Here is a 15,830-nt window from a genome sequence, read left to right as displayed (position 1 = left end):
CGCCGCCGGGGGTGCTTCCGCACGAGCGGTGCCGTGGGGCGCCAGGGCCCGTCGGAGGCTCCCCTGTATTGCCTGTGCAGGAGCGATTGCACACCCAAAGGTATGCAATTCGGATGGGCCGTTACGCTCTGCGCGACCCGGTTTCGCCGTGAGCGTTAGGGGACCGGATGCCCTCGTCATCCGACCTCGGCTGGCCCTAACGTCGTTGTCAGTCCGGTACCCAGGCGGCCCACAAGGAGCCGAAGGGGTCCACGAGGACAGGACTCAAACCCGAGGCCCCCGGGCCGCGAAAGGAATGAATCATGACTGACAACACCTTCGACCGCACCAACGACGTCAACGACTTCGACCGCTACTACGGCAGCGTCGTCGTCGACAGCAACGGCGAGAAGGTCGGCGACGTCGGCCAGGTGTACCTCGACGATGCCACCGGTCGCCCCGAGTGGGTCACCGTGCGCACCGGCCTGTTCGGTCTCAAGGAGACCTTCGTGCCGCTGCAGGGCCAGCAGGTCGCCAACGGCGAGATCCGCGTGGGCTACACCAAGGACCAGATCAAGGGCGCCCCGTCCATCGACCCGGAGGGCCACATCTCCGAGGCCGAGGAGGCCGAGCTCTACCGCTACTACGACCGCTCCTACGGTGACACCACCCAGGCCGGCTACCGCGACGAGGACCGCGAGGCCTACCTGTCCACCCGCACCGATCGTGACGTGGCCGACCGCGCCAACGTGACCACCGATGCCGCCGTGGACCGTGACCGCAACACCAACGTCGGCACCAACGAGGTCGTCGCCCACGAGGAGCGCCTCAACGTCGGCAAGGAGCAGGTCGAGACCGGCCGCGTCCGCATCCGCAAGCACGTCGTGCACGAGAACCAGTCCGTGCAGGTCCCGGTGACCCGCGAGGAGGTGCGCGTCGAGCGCACCCCGATCGCCGACGGTGAGCGCACCAACGGCCGCATCGGCGAGGAGACCACCGAGGAGGTCGTGCTGCACGAGGAGCGCCCCGTGGTCAGCAAGGAGACCGTCGGTGTCGAGAAGGTCTCGCTGGGCAAGGAGCAGGTCCAGGAGAACGTCACCGTGACCGAGGATGTCGCCAAGGAGCGCATCGAGGTCGAGGGCGACAACGTGGTGGACGCCGATCGTCGCTTCGCCGACGGCAACCGCGACGACCGCAGCTTCGGCGACAAGGTCAAGGACAAGCTGGATCGCGACAACGACGGCAAGATCGGCCGCTGACGCAGGCTTGCCACGGCAACCAGCTGAACAGGCTCGACGGCCCCGGACCCATCGGTCCGGGGCCGTCGGCCTTTTCGCCTCCACTCTGGACGACTCCTCCCCGAGCACCTAGCGTGAGACCCGCAAGCACAGCCGAAAGGACGACCATGAGCGAGTTCATCCCCAACGAGACCTACCAGGACGTCGAGCGCGAGACCGTGGAACGTGACGACGAGGACTACCGCGGTACCACCCGCGGCGATGTCGAGGTGGACGAGACCGACTACCGCGGCACCACCCGCGGAACCACCCACACGCAGCAGCCCTTCGTGCGTGAGGACGCCGACCGTGAGGTGGAGCTCGACGACGAGCGCTGATCCGCCAGCTAGGCTGGTCCCGTGAGCGATCCGGCATTGCCCCCTGGCAAGGCCGGATCCTCTGTGTCCGGGGCCGCCCACGGTCGTCTCACCCGGTGGCGTCTGGCCTTCGACCGGATCCGCGACCGGCTCTGGTCCTGGCTCGGCCCGCTGCGTCGCTGGATCCCCGCCACCGCCGTCGGCTACGTGATGATCAACGGATTCACCTTCTCCACCGACGTGGCCCTGCTCACCCTGTTCCATCGCGGTCTGCACCTGCCCTATCCGGTGAGCGTGACGCTGGGCTATGTCATCGCCCTGGCGCTGGCCTACCTGCTCAACCGCACCCTCAACTTCGAGTCCCACGCCCGGGTGGGCGGCGAGCTGGCCCGCTACGTGGTGGTCACGGTGCTGAACTACACCGCCTTCGTCCTGGCACTGAGCTGGGTCCTGGTGCACCTGGGTGTGCAGTTCCAGGTGGCCCGGGTGTCCGCCGCCACCGCCGAGGCCGTCTTCATGTACCTGTCTATGCGCTTCGTGGTCTTCCGGCGTGGTGACGAGCCACGAGCCTGACCGGATCCCGCCCGGATCGTCGGGCCAGGTCGCCGATCTCGAGCGGCGGCTCGTCCATCGCCTCAGCTGACCCAGCGACGGAGCCGACGAGCGGGAGCGGACGTGACAACGCCGGGTAGTCCTGCCATCCCCCGATGGGCAGGCCAACCCGGCGCAGTGGGTGTCCCCCGAGCCGCCCCCGCGGGGACGGCCACCTCAAGGGTGAGACCTGACTCGATCGTGCATCGGGTCGGTCGACCATGACAACCATCCGATTTTGGATGATCGCGCAATCCCTTGTATAGCTAGGAAAGTCACTTGTTAATTTGCATGCCAAGTGGTCAGTTCGCGATCCCGCGACGGGGCACGACCCGCTCCTCGGGCTCGGCCTGCTCGCTGTCCTCAGCGCGGCCGGGCGAGGATGCGATCACCGAACGGCGGGCCTCGACCGCGGCCCGTGCACCGAGCGCAGCAGCACGGCCTACCTGCTGCTGGGAGCTGGGCGCGACCGCCGTCGCCCCCGAAGGCACCGCCACCGCGGTCTCCCGTCCCAGTCGGCGACGCTCCTTGCGCCCCTCCACCAGGTGGTAGAGCACGGGCACCAGCAGCAGGGTGAGCAGCGTCGAGCTCACCAGGCCGCCGATCACGACGATGGCGAGCGGCTTGGAGATGAACACACCGCCACCGGACAGGCCCAGGGCCATCGGCACCAGCGCGAAGACCGTGGCGACGGCCGTCATCATGATGGGACGCAGCCGCTGACGGGCACCGTCCTCAAGCGCCACGTCGACGCTCTCTCCCTGGTCGCGGTAGTGGTTCACCAGGTCGATCAGCACGATCGCATTGGTGACCACGATGCCCACCAGCATCAGCAGGCCGATCATGGCCGGCACGCCCAGTGGGGTGTTGGTGACCAGCAGTGCCGCCAGCGCTCCCACCGCGGCGAAGGGGATGGAGATGGTGAGCAGCAGCGGCTGCACCAGGGACTTGAAGGTGGCCACCATGACCACGTAGACGATGGCGATCGCCGCCAGCAGCGCCAGCCCCAACTGCTTGAAGGCGTCACCCTGCTCCTCGGCGACTCCGCCCAGGCTGGCTGAGGCGCCGTCGGGCAGCACGGTCTCGTCCAGCGCGGTGCGCACCTCGGAGGTGACCGCCGACAGGTTGTCGCCGGTGGGGGTCAACGAGATGGTGACCGAGCGCTGGCCGTCGGTGTGGTCCACTTCGGTGGCGACGGTGGTCTGCTTCACGGTGGCGACGTCGGCGAGCGTGACGTTCTGCCCGGTGGGCAGCCGCAGCACCGGCATCGCCTTGAGCTGTGCGATGCCCTGCGGCACCGAGCCGGCGCTGAGGACCAGGTCGATGGTGCCGCCGTTCATCGTCTCCACCTTGCCGACGGTGGCGGGGCTCAGCACGCCGCGCACCAGCTGCCCGAGGGCCTGGTCGCTCACGCCGTAGCCCGCGGCCTTGGCCTCGTCGACGGTGACCTGCACCTGCGGCTGCTCGGCCGCCAGGCTGGAGGTGACATTGGTGGCCTCGGGCACCTGCTTGAGGCGCTCGACCAGCTGCTGGCTGGCCTTGGTGAGCGAGGCAGTGTCCGGGGCGGTGACCACGACGGTGACATCCGAGCTGCCCATCCCCTGGGCAGCCGAGACGGTGATCTCACCGTCTGACTGGAAGGCTTCGAGGTTGTCGCGCACCCGATCAGCGAGCGCGGTCTGGTCGGCGTCCTTGTCGGTGGTGAGCGAGAAGGAGGCGCTGTCGGCCGAACCGCCGCCGAACATCGCCTCGATGCCGCTCCCACCGATGGTGGCCTGCACCGTCTCGACACCCTCGGTGTCCACCAGCGCCTTCTCCACCCTCTGCGCGCGCTTGCCCTTCTCCGCCAGTGAGATGGCCGGCGGGTACTGCTGGGTGACGGTGAGGGTGTTCATGCCCGCAGAGCCCAGGAAGTCGGTCTTCAGCAGGCCGGACAGGCCAACGGTGGCTGCCAGCAGGGCCAGCGCCACCAGCAGCGAGACCACGGGGTGCGCCAGGGACCAGCGCAGCGCCGGAAGGTAGCTGCGCTGAAGCCAGCCGCTGCGCTCCTGCTCGTGCGCGGCGGCCTCGACGGCGGCCCGGTCGACGGTGGGGTCCTCCTGGGAGGGCAGGAACCAGTAGCTGAGCACCGGCACGATGGTCAGTGCCACCAGCAGCGAGCTCATCATGGCCATCACGACGGTGAAGGCGAAGGGCCGGAAGAGCTCGCCGGTCTGGCCGCTGACCATGCCGATCGGCACGAAGACGGCCACGGTGGTGATGGTGGCCGCGGTGATGGCGGTGGCCACCTCCTTGACCGCGGTGAGGATGGCGGTCAGCTTGTTCTCGCCGTAGGACAGGTGGCGCTTGATGTTCTCCACCACCACGATCGAGTCGTCGACCACGCGGCCGATGGCGATGGTCATGGCGCCCAGGGTGAGGATGTTGAGGCTGAAACCGGCCAGCCGCAGGCCGATCAGGGTGAGCAGCACCGAGACCGGGATCGAGACCGCGGTCACCAGCGTCGAGCGCAGGCTGCGCAGGAAGAGCAGGATCACCACGATGGCCATCAGCAGTCCCAGGCCGCCCTCCACCAGCAGGTCGTGGATGGACTGGGTGATGAACGGCGCCTGGTCGAAGACCGTGGTGAAACTGGGCTGGCCCCCGAGCTGGTCGGCGATGCCGGGCAGCGCAGCGGTGACCGCGTGGGAGACCTCGACGGTGGAACGGTCCGGCGTCTTGGTGATGGCCAGCGAGAGGCTGGGGCGTCCGTTGGTACGGCTGATCGAGGTGGCCGGCGCGGTGGTCTGCTTGACGGTGGCCACCTGGTCCAGCCGCACCGGCATCGGTGCCGCGGTCTGCGCCTGACCTGCCTGCGACGGTCCGGCCTGTGCCTGTCCGGCCTGGGACTGCGAGGCCTGCTGGGCACCGCCCTGGGGCACCAGGGCCAGGCGCGCCACCTGGTCTGCGCTGGTGAATCGCTGGCCGACGGTGACCGCGAGGTCCTTGTTGCCGTCCACCAGCGAGCCGCCGGAGACCAGTCCGCCGGCCGACTGGATGGCCTGGGCGACCTGCGGCAGGGTGAGGCCCGCCGCGGTCAGCTTCTTCTCGTCGACGGTGACCAGCACCTGCTGCTCGCGGGCACCGGAGAGCTGCACCTGGCGCACGCCCTCGATCTTCTCCAGGGCGGGGACGGCGATGGCCTGCAGCCGCTGGGCGAGCTGCTCGGGCGAGCCGCCGTCGCTGACCGAGAGCATCTGCACCGGCATGTCGTCGAAGGAGCCGGTGAAGACCTGGGAGTCGGCCTCCTCGGGCAGCATGGCCTTGATCCGGCTGATGGAGGCCTGCAGCTGCTGCTGCACCTGGGCCATGTCCGAGCCGTACTTGACGTTCACCGTCACCGTGGAGCTGCCGGTGGTGGAGGTGGAGCTGTAGCCCTCCAGGCCCTGCATGCTGAGCACGGCCTGCTCGATGGGCGTGGTGACCCGCTCCTCCACCACCTGGGGGCTGGCGCCCGGATAGCTGGTCATGATGAAGGCACTGGGAAGCTGCAGGCTGGGGATCAGCTCCTGCTTCAGGCCGGTGGCCGTGAGCCCGCCGAAGATCGTCACGAAGACGGTGATCAGGGCGATCAGCGCCCGGTTGCGCATCGAGACGCGCGCCAGTCCATCCATTGCAGTGCTCCCGGTTGCCGTGGCGCGCTGGTGCGCAGCCCCACATCACCTGAGGTTACCCTCTCGCACCAGCGCCCCATGACGGACGACCGAGCGTGGTCACAGCACGCGGTGGTGCGGCTCCTCACCGGCCACCAGGCGGGCCAGCTGGCCCTCCAGCAGCTGCACCACGCGGTCCAGCATGGTGGTGGTTCGCCCGGCCACGTGCGGGGTCAGCAGGACACCGGTCGTGGTCCACAGCGGGTGGTCGGCAGGCAGCGGTTCCGGGTCGACGACATCGAGGGCGGCACGGATCCTGCCCTCGGCGCAGGCCTGCACCAGCGCATCGGTGTCCACCAGCGGTCCGCGTCCGATGTTGACCAGCAGCGCGCCGGGCTTCATCCGGGCGATCCGCGCGGCGTCGAAGGTGTGGCGGGTCTGCTCGGTCAGCGGCAGCGCGGCGATCACCACGTCGCCCTGCGAGACCAGCTCGTCGAGCGCCTCGGGGCCGTGCACCTGGCCCAGCTCATCGCTGCGCCCACGCGAGGCGCTGCGCAGCAGCTCGACGCCGAAGGGCACCAGCCGGTGTGCGATCGCGCCTCCCACTCCCCCGACGCCCACCACCAGCACGGTGCGGCCCAGCAGGCCCGGGCTGAAGGGCTGCTCCCAGGAGCCCTGCGGCTGGCGCTCCACGAAGAGCGGCAGGTCGCGCTGGGCGGCCAGCACCAGGGCAAGGGTGTGCTCGGCGGTGGAGTCCTCGTGGACCCCGACGGCATTGCTGAAGCCGACGCCCTGCGGCAGGTGCTGGTCCACCTTGTCGAAGCCCAGCGCCTGGCTCTGCACGTGGCCCACGTCCTCGCCGTCGAGGACGTCGAGGATGGTGGCCGGCGCCATGTAGGGCAGCACGGCCAGGTCGATGCGCTCGATGCCGGAAGGACCGTCCATCGCCCACAGCCTGGCCTCGACCCCCTCGGGGAGGCGGCCGGCGAGACGTTCGAGCAGTTCGGTGGTGGGGACGGTGATGATCATGCTCCCATCCTGCCACCGGGCCCGGACATGCCACGAGGCAGCCCGCGGGGGCTGCCTCGTGGACGAATACCTTGTCAGACGGGATGAGGCTCAGCTGCTCGTCGTGGCGCGCTGACGACGGCGCTGCAGCAGCGCACGCACCGCCAGGTAGATCGTGGCCAGCAGCGGCACCACCAGGAACCAGGCGCAGCGCAGCAGCCACTCGCCGAAGCCCTGCGGGGCGTCCATGGCGAACAGCTGCACCAGCAGCAGCACCAGGTTCGCGCCGATCGAGACCAGCAGCGCCAGGCCGAAGCCCGGCACGGTGCGCCGCAGCTTGCGCGAGACCATCAGCACCGAACCCAGCATGGCCAGGCTGACCACGATGCCGAGCCAGCGGTAGATCGGGCGCCCGCCGTCGTGCGCGGCCAGGGCCCCCAGGAAGCCGGGCAGCATGGCCAGCCCGCCGAGCAGCAGCATCATCAGCTGGCTGCCCAGCCCGGGACCTCCGGAGGCGGCGCTGTCGACGGCCGCGACCGGCTCGTCGAGGGCCATCTCAGGCGCTCAGCTCGGTGCGCAGCCGGCCCCGCGGGACCAGGGTCGGATGCGCCTCGCCCCGCACGCACTCGCCGGTGACGACGACCTCGGCGATCTCGGAATGGCTGGGCACCTCGAACATCACCTCGAGCAGCGTCTCCTCCAGGATCGCCCGCAGGCCACGGGCACCGGTGCCCCGCTCCAGCGCCTTGAGCGCCACCGCCTGCACGGCGTCGTCGGAGAACTCCAGGGTGACACCGTCCAGCTCGAACATCTTGCGGTACTGCTTGACCAGGGCATTGCGCGGCTCGGTCAGGATCCGCACCAGGGCGTCCTCGTCGAGCGGGGTCACGGTGGCGATCATCGGCAGGCGGCCGATGAACTCCGGGATCAGCCCGAACTTGTGCAGGTCCTCGGGCCGGACCTGGCTGAACGGGTCGCTGCCCAGCTCCTGGCGGGCCTGGGTGGCCGTGTTGAAGCCCAGCGGACGCTTGCCGATCCGCTCGTCGATGATGTGCTCCAGACCGGCGAAGGCGCCACCCACGATGAACAGCACGTTCGTGGTGTCGATCTGGATGAACTCCTGGTGCGGGTGCTTGCGGCCACCCTGCGGCGGCACGGAGGCGACGGTGCCCTCCAGGATCTTCAGCAGGGCCTGCTGCACGCCCTCACCGGAGACGTCACGGGTGATCGAGGGGTTCTCGCTCTTGCGGGCGACCTTGTCGATCTCGTCGATGTAGATGATGCCGGTCTCGGCCTTCTTGACGTCGAAGTCCGCGGCCTGGATCAGCTTGAGCAGGATGTTCTCGACGTCTTCACCGACATAGCCCGCCTCGGTCAGCGCCGTCGCATCGGCCATCGCGAAGGGGACGTTGAGCATCTTGGCCAGCGTCTGGGCGAGGTAGGTCTTGCCGCAGCCGGTGGGGCCGATCAGCAGGATGTTCGACTTGCCCAGCTCCACCGACTCGTCGTCGCCGCCGCGACGGGCGCTGCCGGAGGCAGCTGCGGCCTGGACGCGCTTGTAGTGGTTGTAGACGGCCACCGACAGGGTCTTCTTCGCCTCGTCCTGGCCGATCACGTAGGAGTCCAGGAAGTCCCGGATCTCCATCGGCTTGGGCAGCTCGTCGAGCAGGCCGACACCGCCGGAGGCGTCGCTGAACTCCTCCTCGATGATCTCGTTGCACAGGTCGATGCACTCGTCGCAGATGTACACGCCGGACCCGGCGATCAGCTTCTTGACCTGCTTCTGGCTCTTGCCACAGAAGGAGCAGGTGAACAGATCACCCGATTCCCCGATGCGCGCCATGCTTCGTCCTTTCAGTCTTCGGCCACCTTAGCCGGGAGGCGGCCGACCCGAGTGCGGATTCCGTCATGTCGGGGCTCCGCGTCGGGTCGGCCGTCGGGCTGGTCTCAGCCCAGGTCCAGCATTCGGCTCAGCCGAGGTCCTTCAGCGAGGTGAGGATGTCGTCGACGATGCCGTACTCCACCGCCTCCTGCGCGGTGAGGTACTTGTCGCGCTCGATGTCGCGGCTCACCTTCTCCACGCTCTGGCCGGTGTCGGAGGCCAGCATGTTCTCCATCAGCCCACGGATGCGCAGGATCTCGTTGGCTTGGATCTCCAGGTCCGAGCTCTGCCCGTAGCCACCCTCGGTGGCCGGCTGGTGGATCAGGATGCGCGAGTTCGGCAGCGCCATGCGACGGCCCTTGGTGCCGGCGGCCAGCAGCACGGCCGCGGCGGAGGCCGCCTGGCCGAGGCAGACCGTCTGCACGTCGGGCTTGATGTAGCGCATGGTGTCGTAGATCGCCGTGAGCGCCGTGAAGGAGCCACCGGGCGAGTTGATGTACATGCTGATCGGACGCTCGGAGTCCATCTGCTGCAGACACAGCAGCTGCGCCATCACGGCATTGGCGATCTCGTCGCTGATCGGGGTGCCCAGGAAGATGATCCGCTCCTCGAAGAGCTTGGTGTACGGATCCACCCGGCGCATGCCGTAGGAGGTGCGCTCCTCCCACTGCGGGATGTAGTAGTCCATCGAGGGGCCAGCGGGTGCCATTCCCCCGGGAAGCATGGGATTGGTCATGGTTGTCCTCACTGGTTCGGCGCGTCGCTGGTGATCTGCGATGCGCGCTCGTAGACGTGGTCGATGAAGCCGTACTCGAGGGCCTGCTGGGCCGTGAACCAGCGGTCACGGTCCGAATCGGCCTCGATCTGCTCCAGCGACTGGCCGGTGTGCTGGGCGATCAGGGTGGCCATCTCGCGCTTCACGTGCAGGCTCTGCTCGGCCTGGATCCGGATGTCGGAGGCCGTGCCGCCGATGCCGCCCGAGGGCTGGTGCATCATGATGCGGCTGTGCGGCAGGGCATAGCGCTTGCCCTTGGTGCCGGCGCTGAGCAGGAACTGCCCCATGGAGGCGGCGAGGCCCATGGCGACGGTGGCCACGTCATTGCTGATCCACTGCATGGTGTCGAAGATGGCCATGCCGGCCGTCACCGATCCACCGGGCGAGTTGATGTAGAGGTAGATGTCCTTCTCGGGGTCCTCCGCGTTGAGCAGCAGGAGCTGCGCGCAGATGGCGTTGGCATTCTCGTCCTTCACCTCGTCGCCGAGGAAGACGATGCGGTTGGCGAGGAGGGCCTGGTAGACGTTGTCCGTCATGCCGAAGCCACTGCCCACGCCCCCCGCGGCGCGGATGATGCGGTCAGATGCGTTTTCACTCACCCCGTCAACCTACCCGGGCACGGCCCCCGGACAAGGGAGATCCACACCTGTTCGCTGTTGGCTTCACATGCTTTGGGGTGTACTGGTCTCCGGCTCCTCGACGCCGTCGGAGATCCGGGAGCTGACCAGCGTGTTCACCCAGCGGGCCTGCGGATCGATGTCCACCAGCAGCGCCTTGACCAGCAGGGAGAGCGGCAGGGCGATCAGCGCACCGAGGCCACCGAAGACCCAGCCCCACAGCAGCAGCGAGGCGAAGGAGAGCGTGGGGGTCAGACCGACCGCGTCTCCGGCCACCCGCGGCTGCAGGATCGACTGGATGATGAAGTTGACCACCGAGTAGCCCACCACCACGAAGACGGCGGGCTTCCAGCCGCCCTCCACCAGCGCCAGCAGGGCCGGCGGGATCAGGCCCACCACGAAACCGATGTTGGGGATGTAGTTGGTGAGGAAGCTGAACATGGCCCAGACCAGGGCCAGCGGCACCCCGACGCCCACCAGGATGCCGTAGTCCACCACGGCCACGATCAGGCCGAACAGGGTGGTGACCATCCAGTACTTGCGGATGCCCTGGGCGAAGTTCTGCAGCCCCTCGACGAAGCTGGGGTGCTGGGCGCGGGCAGCCGCCAGGCGCTGCTCGATGTTCATCGAGTCCATCACCATGAAGATCAGCGTGGTGAGCACGACGACGGCCAGGGTGGCCACGCCGGAGGCATTGCTGAGCACGCCGGTGACCACGTTGATGATGCTGTTCGGGTCGATGCCCTTCAGCTGCTGCACCAGGACGCCCTCGTCGAAACCGAGGCGGGTGAGCTGCTGGAGGGTCTGGTTGTACAGGTTGGTGAACTCGTTGGTGTAGGTGGGCAGCTCCCCCACCATCGCGGCCACCGAGTAGGCCAGGCCGAAGAGCATCAGGCCCAGCACCAGCAGGACCGCGAGACCGGCCAGCACGGAGCCGAGCCAGGCAGGAGCACCCTTGCGCACCAGGAAGCGCTGCAGCGGGTAGGCGGTGATCATCAGGTTCAGCGCGAAGAAGAGCGGCGCCACGATGCTGGCCAGCTCGTGCAGCTGGATCAGCAGCACCACCGCGGCGGCCAGGCAGAGAGCCACCATGACGAAGCGGGGCAGGCCGGAGCGGCCTGCGGCCGAAGGGCCGTGCGGCGCCGGGACCGGCGTGGTGGGGGTGGCAGGCTGGGGCGTCTCCTGCACCACGACGCGCGAGCGGGCCGTCGGGTCGGTGACCCGCGCGGCGGCCTCCTGCGGGGTCTCGGGGCCGATCAGGACGCCCCCGTCGGGGGTCTGGTCGACGCTGGGGCGGCGGCGACGCCTGAGCCGATCGAACACGGTGGTGCTCCTCGCATTGGTCTGGGTGCGCGGTTGACGCTACCCCACGGTGATGTCGGGCATGCGACGGGCGCCACGCTGCTGCGTGGCGCCCGTCACTGGTGCTGTGAGCCGTCGGCTCAGGCCTCGTCGGCCTTCTCCTCGGTGGCCGCGGCCTTCTTGGCGGCGGTCTTCTTGGCCGGGGCCTTCTTGGCAGCAGCCTTCTTGGCCGGCTTGGCCTCGTCGGCAGCGGCCCCGTCAGCCTGCTCCTCGCCGGCCTCGGCCTTCTTGGCGGCGGTCTTCTTGGCCGGAGCCTTCTTGGCAGCAGCCTTCTTGGCCGGCTTGGCCTCGTCGGCAGCGGCCTCCTCAGCCTGCTCCTCGCCGGCCTCGGCCTTCTTGGCGGCGGTCTTCTTGGCCGGAGCCTTCTTCGCAGCAGCCTTCTTGGCCGGGGCCTTGGGGGCCTCGTCCTCGTCGTCGTCGCCCTCGATCAGGGTGCCGTCGGCGGCGAGCTTGGACAGGTCGATCTTCTTGCCCTCGGTGTCGGAGATGGCAGCGGCGTTGACCATCTGCTCCAGCGCCTTCGAGCGGCGGATCTCCTGCATCCACTCGGGCAGGTGGTTGTGCTCCTGCATGTGCTGGATCTCGGCCTCGGGCGAGGTGCCGTTCTGCTGCGCCTTGGTGAAGATCATCTGGGTCAGCTCTTCCTGGCTGACGTCGTACTCGTTCTCGTCGGCGAGCTTGTCCAGCACGATCTGCGCCTTGAGGGCGTCCATGGAACGCTTCTCGATCTCGGCCCAGAAGTCCTCCTCGGTCTCCGCGGTCTCGTCCTCGGCGTCCTTGAGGTACTGCTCGACGCTGAGGCCGGCGGAGGCGAGCTGCTGGTTGACCTGCTGCTTGCGCGCGTCGATCTCGGCGGTGACCAGGTTCTGCGGCAGCTCGAAGTCGGTCTTGGCGATGACGGCCTCGAGGACCTTGTCGCGGGCGTCGGCAGCCTGCTCCAGGCGGGCCATCTGCACCAGGCGCTCGCGCAGGTCGGCGCGCATCTCCTCGGCGGTGTCGAACTGGCTGACCATCTGCGCGAACTCGTCGTCGACCTCGGGCAGCTCCTGCTCCTGCACCTTGGTGACGGTCACCTTGATGTCGGCGTCCTCGTCGCGGTGGGCGCCGCCCAGCAGCTTGGAGGTGAAGGTCTTGGACTCGCCCACCTTCAGGCCGGCGATGGCCTCGTCCATGCCCTCGAGCATGCCGCCCGAGCCGAGCTTGTACTGGATGCCCTCGGCGGTGGCGTCCTCCAGGACCTCACCGTTCTGGGAGCCCTCGAGGTCGACGGTGACGACGTCGCCGTCCTGGGCGGCGCGCTCCACGTCGGTGTTGGTGGCGAAGCGCTGACGCAGGGTCTCGACGCGATCGTCGAGCTCCTTCTCGTCGAAGCTGGTGGGCTCGACCTCGACGCTGATCTGGTCGAAGGAGGGCAGCTCGAAGTCAGGACGCACGTCGACCTCGGCGGTGAACTGGACGCTCTTGCCGTCCTCGAGGTTGGTGACGTCGATCTCCGGCTGGCCCAGGGGGGTCAGCTTGTGCTCGAGCACGGCCTGGCCGTAGGCATCGGGCAGGGCGTCGTTGATGGCCTCCTGCAGCACCATGCCGCGCCCGAAGCGCTGGTCGATGATGGCCGCGGGAACCTTGCCCTTGCGGAAGCCGGGGATCGTCACCTGCTGGGCGATCTCGCGGTAGGCCTTGTCCAGGCTCGGCTTCAGTTCCTCGAAGGGCATGTCAATCGTGAGCTTCACCCGGGACGGGCTGAGCTGCTCAACAGTGCTGGGCACAGGTTCTCCTGATCGTTAGATGCGCATATGGCAGACCTGGCAATCCTAGCGGGGTGGGGTCGGGTGGCAAACCACGCCCGAGACGGGTGCGGCGCGCGCCCCTGCACGCCCTGCTGAGCTGAGCGCGCTCCCCCCGCAACCGGGTCCTGCCCAGGCCCCGTGCGACGCCTGCACCGCAGAGCCCTGCACCCCTGCCACTCTTCGCGTCCTCCGACTGCACCTCGCGCCCTCTGACTGCGCCTCGCGCCTCTCGACTGCACATCGCGCCTCCTGGATGTATGTCGCGCCAGGTGCCCACACCCTGCGCCTCTGACGACCACGTCGCGCCCGAAAAGCAACGTTGCGCGCGTAATTCCAGGCGCAAGGTTGCGCCAGGGGCGCTTGGTGGACCCCCAGAGCGCAAGGTGGATCCCCGGGGCGCAAGGTCAACACCCGGGACACCTGGTGAAGGCCGGGACCATGCACGGCCTGCAGGCACAGGAAAGGGGCCGGTGCACTGGCACCGGCCCCTGGTTCCGAGCGGGCGACGGGAATCGAACCCGCGTAGCTAGTTTGGAAGACTAGGGCTCTACCATTGAGCTACGCCCGCATGCCCCGTTGAAGGGCTCTGGGAGTCTAGCCCACCGTGACGCGTCGACGCATCTCCACGCGGGGGCAGCACCTTCCCCGCGTCGTGGCGCGGATCGGATGCGAGAGGCTGGGCAGGGAACTAGGGTGCGCCCCATGCTGACCGGACTGCCAGGCGCCTTCCTGCTCACCCTGCTCGCGGGCCTGTCCACCGGCCTGGGTGGCCTGGTGGTGGCCCGCGGCAGGTCGTCGCCGCGGCTGCTCGCCTCCGGGCTGGGCCTGTCGGCCGGTGTCATGGTCTACGTCTCCTTCATGGAACTGCTGGCGGGCGGGGCCGAGCAGCTGCACCGCCACGGAGGCATGTGGACGGCCCTGGCCTGCTTCTTCGGCGGCATCGCCCTGATCATGCTGATCGACCGGCTGGTGCCGGACAGCATGAACCCCCACGAACCCGTGGGCCTGCACCACGACCAGGGCAGCGACGGCGACCGGGGCCGGCGGCTGATGCGCGCGGGGACGATGACGGCGCTGGCCCTCACCATCCACAACCTGCCGGAGGGCTTCGCCACCCTGGTCACCGGTCTGGACGACTTCCGGGCCGGGCTGCCGATCGCCGTGGCGATCGCCATCCACAACATCCCCGAGGGCATCGCGGTGGCGGTGCCGATCCACGCCGCGACCGGCTCGCGACGCAAGGCGATGCTCTACGCGCTGGGCTCCGGCATGGCGGAGCCGATCGGAGCCGGACTGCTCTTCCTGGCACTGGCCCCGTTCATCTCCCCAGCCCTGGTGGGCGGCTGCCTGTGCGCCGTGGCCGGGGTGATGGTCTTCATCTCCCTCGACGAGCTGCTGCCCACCGCCGAGGCGGTCGGCGAGCACCATGCGGCCGCCTACGGCCTGGTGGCAGGGATGGCGGTGATGGCTGTCTCGCTGCAGCTGCTGGGCTGAGGGAGGCAGGTCAGGCGGAGTCGTCGCCCGGGGGCAGGACCCGCTGCGAGGGATGCACCGGGGTGCGCAGCGGGACGACGCGGGAGCGTCCGGCGACCTCCAGCCGAGGCCGGGCGCCCAGCCCGGCGCGCAGCTGCGCGTCGAGCAGCATGGTGGCCTCGCCGACCCGGTGCGGCAGGACGGCGGCTCCGTGCACCTCGTCGCCATGGGCGCCGCCGGTCCACACGTCGCGCATGCCGTGCGCAGCCAGCAGGTCGGCGACCCGGCCGGCGCTGATCGCGTCGCGACGCATCGAGGCCGCGGTCACCACGGCGCGCGGGCGGCGCAGGCGAACGGCCTCGAGCCAGGTGCTCAGCGGAACGTCGGCCCCGAGGTAGACCACCTGGAGGCCACGGAGCCGGGCGCAGATGGCGAAGCAGAGCAGTCCCAGCTCGTGGCGCGAGCCGGGAGGCAGGCCCATCATCACGACGGGACCGTCGCCCTCCTCCAGCTCGTCGAAGCAACGCGCGAGCACGCGCATCACCGCCGCGGTGACGAAGTGCTCCTGCGCCACGACGATCTGCCCCTCCTCCCAGGACCAGCCCAGCCGCTGGAACTGCGGCAGCAGCCAGTCGTCGAAGACCTGCTCCAGGGCGATCCCCTGGTCGGGGCGCAGCGCGCGGCCCAGCATCTGGTGCAGGGTCCTGGGTTCGAGCTCGGCGGCGGCCTTGACCAGGTCGCCCTCGGCCATCATCCGGTCCATCTCGTGGGTTGCGCGGTTCGTCTCGGCGGCCTGGTCCGCGGAGTATCGCGCGAAGGCCTGCCGCACGAGCTGCGCGGCGCGCCCGGGCGCCAGCCCGCGCTGCACCATGGCCGCCATCTCGCGCAACATGTCGATCTGGTCCTCGTCGTAGAGACGGGTCCCGTGCTCGTCGCGATGCGCCTGCACGATCCCGTACTGCAGCTCCCAGGCCCGCAGCCGCGCCGGGGTCACCCGCACCAGCTCGGCTGCCTTCGTGATCGTGTACATCCCACTCCTTCGCGCGAGCCCTCCTCCCGCACGCCTTGCCTGCGCCGAAGCCCTTGCCACAGCCATTCAATTACTGGTGAGGAGCCAGCAGCGTGACGGT

The 15,830-nt window shown here is 69.1% G+C and carries 13 protein-coding genes and 1 tRNA gene; 4 read left to right on the top strand and 10 right to left on the bottom strand.

Features of this window, described 5'->3' with window-relative positions; genetic code table 11:
- The first annotated feature begins 302 nt into the window (after window positions 1-302).
- The 3 genes from ABD073_RS07510 (at window position 303) to ABD073_RS07500 (ending at window position 2,146) form a co-directional block, all read left to right on the top strand.
- On the top strand, window positions 303-1,238 hold the full coding sequence (locus tag ABD073_RS07510; protein WP_343873388.1) for a DUF2382 domain-containing protein: 936 nt from the start codon (window positions 303-305) through the stop codon (window positions 1,236-1,238).
- A 146-nt stretch (window positions 1,239-1,384) separates the two neighbouring features.
- Complete coding sequence (locus tag ABD073_RS07505; RefSeq protein WP_343873386.1) at window positions 1,385-1,594, top strand: hypothetical protein; 210 nt, start codon at window positions 1,385-1,387, stop codon at window positions 1,592-1,594.
- A 21-nt stretch (window positions 1,595-1,615) separates the two neighbouring features.
- Window positions 1,616-2,146 (top strand): GtrA family protein, encoded by a 531-nt coding sequence (locus tag ABD073_RS07500; protein ID WP_343873385.1) that lies wholly within the window; start codon window positions 1,616-1,618, stop codon window positions 2,144-2,146.
- A 320-nt stretch (window positions 2,147-2,466) separates the two neighbouring features.
- On the opposite strand, the gene ABD073_RS07495 is transcribed toward ABD073_RS07500, so the two are convergent.
- The 9 genes from ABD073_RS07495 to ABD073_RS07455 form a co-directional block, all read right to left on the bottom strand.
- A complete protein-coding gene (locus tag ABD073_RS07495) occupies window positions 2,467-5,817 on the bottom strand; it encodes an efflux RND transporter permease subunit (RefSeq protein ID WP_343873383.1) in 3,351 nt (1,116 codons plus the stop codon).
- A 99-nt stretch (window positions 5,818-5,916) separates the two neighbouring features.
- The gene (locus tag ABD073_RS07490; RefSeq protein WP_343873381.1) at window positions 5,917-6,825 is read right to left on the bottom strand and encodes an NAD(P)-dependent oxidoreductase; all 909 of its coding nucleotides are present in this window, start codon (window positions 6,823-6,825) and stop codon (window positions 5,917-5,919) included.
- 90 nt (window positions 6,826-6,915) lie between these two features.
- A complete protein-coding gene (locus ABD073_RS07485; protein ID WP_343873379.1) occupies window positions 6,916-7,359 on the bottom strand; it encodes a hypothetical protein in 444 nt (147 codons plus the stop codon).
- Between the two features lies 1 nt (window position 7,360).
- The gene (gene clpX, locus ABD073_RS07480; protein ID WP_343873378.1) at window positions 7,361-8,647 is read right to left on the bottom strand and encodes an ATP-dependent Clp protease ATP-binding subunit ClpX; all 1,287 of its coding nucleotides are present in this window, start codon (window positions 8,645-8,647) and stop codon (window positions 7,361-7,363) included.
- A gap of 127 nt (window positions 8,648-8,774) precedes the next feature.
- Window positions 8,775-9,422 (bottom strand): ATP-dependent Clp protease proteolytic subunit, encoded by a 648-nt coding sequence (locus tag ABD073_RS07475; protein WP_343873377.1) that lies wholly within the window; start codon window positions 9,420-9,422, stop codon window positions 8,775-8,777.
- Window positions 9,423-9,430: 8 nt separating this feature from the next.
- Complete coding sequence (locus ABD073_RS07470; RefSeq protein WP_343873550.1) at window positions 9,431-9,997, bottom strand: ATP-dependent Clp protease proteolytic subunit; 567 nt, start codon at window positions 9,995-9,997, stop codon at window positions 9,431-9,433.
- Between the two features lie 126 nt (window positions 9,998-10,123).
- A complete protein-coding gene (locus ABD073_RS07465; protein WP_343873376.1) occupies window positions 10,124-11,401 on the bottom strand; it encodes an AI-2E family transporter in 1,278 nt (425 codons plus the stop codon).
- A gap of 119 nt (window positions 11,402-11,520) precedes the next feature.
- Window positions 11,521-13,206, bottom strand: coding sequence for a trigger factor (gene tig / locus ABD073_RS07460; RefSeq protein ID WP_343873374.1), 1,686 nt, complete (start codon window positions 13,204-13,206; stop codon window positions 11,521-11,523).
- Window positions 13,207-13,724: 518 nt separating this feature from the next.
- A tRNA-Gly gene (locus ABD073_RS07455) sits at window positions 13,725-13,795 on the bottom strand.
- A gap of 134 nt (window positions 13,796-13,929) precedes the next feature.
- Between ABD073_RS07455 and zupT the strand changes: the two genes are divergently transcribed.
- Window positions 13,930-14,721 (top strand): zinc transporter ZupT, encoded by a 792-nt coding sequence (gene zupT, locus ABD073_RS07450; protein ID WP_343873372.1) that lies wholly within the window; start codon window positions 13,930-13,932, stop codon window positions 14,719-14,721.
- Window positions 14,722-14,731: 10 nt separating this feature from the next.
- Here the strand turns inward: zupT and ABD073_RS07445 are convergent, their stop codons facing one another.
- Window positions 14,732-15,730, bottom strand: coding sequence for a MerR family transcriptional regulator (locus tag ABD073_RS07445; protein WP_343873371.1), 999 nt, complete (start codon window positions 15,728-15,730; stop codon window positions 14,732-14,734).
- Window positions 15,731-15,830 lie beyond the last annotated feature (100 nt).

The organism is Luteococcus peritonei (genome assembly GCF_039526385.1).
Lineage (GTDB): Bacteria > Actinomycetota > Actinomycetes > Propionibacteriales > Propionibacteriaceae > Luteococcus > Luteococcus peritonei.
The sequence above is the reverse complement of the archived record's forward strand: the minus strand, read 5'-3'. Positions and strand labels throughout refer to the sequence as shown.

Excerpts from the sequence above, each read along its gene's own strand:
- ABD073_RS07445 (WP_343873371.1), bottom strand. The coding sequence starts at position 15,730 with ATGTACACGATCACGAAGGCAGCCGAGCTGGTGCGGGTGACCCCGGCG.
- clpX (WP_343873378.1), bottom strand. The coding sequence starts at position 8,647 with ATGGCGCGCATCGGGGAATCGGGTGATCTGTTCACCTGCTCCTTCTGT.
- ABD073_RS07490 (WP_343873381.1), bottom strand. The coding sequence starts at position 6,825 with ATGATCATCACCGTCCCCACCACCGAACTGCTCGAACGTCTCGCCGGC.
- ABD073_RS07475 (WP_343873377.1), bottom strand. The coding sequence starts at position 9,422 with ATGACCAATCCCATGCTTCCCGGGGGAATGGCACCCGCTGGCCCCTCG.
- ABD073_RS07505 (WP_343873386.1), top strand. The coding sequence starts at position 1,385 with ATGAGCGAGTTCATCCCCAACGAGACCTACCAGGACGTCGAGCGCGAG.
- ABD073_RS07495 (WP_343873383.1), bottom strand. The coding sequence starts at position 5,817 with ATGGATGGACTGGCGCGCGTCTCGATGCGCAACCGGGCGCTGATCGCC.
- ABD073_RS07510 (WP_343873388.1), top strand. The coding sequence starts at position 303 with ATGACTGACAACACCTTCGACCGCACCAACGACGTCAACGACTTCGAC.
- ABD073_RS07470 (WP_343873550.1), bottom strand. The coding sequence starts at position 9,997 with ATGACGGACAACGTCTACCAGGCCCTCCTCGCCAACCGCATCGTCTTC.
- ABD073_RS07485 (WP_343873379.1), bottom strand. The coding sequence starts at position 7,359 with ATGGCCCTCGACGAGCCGGTCGCGGCCGTCGACAGCGCCGCCTCCGGA.
- zupT (WP_343873372.1), top strand. The coding sequence starts at position 13,930 with ATGCTGACCGGACTGCCAGGCGCCTTCCTGCTCACCCTGCTCGCGGGC.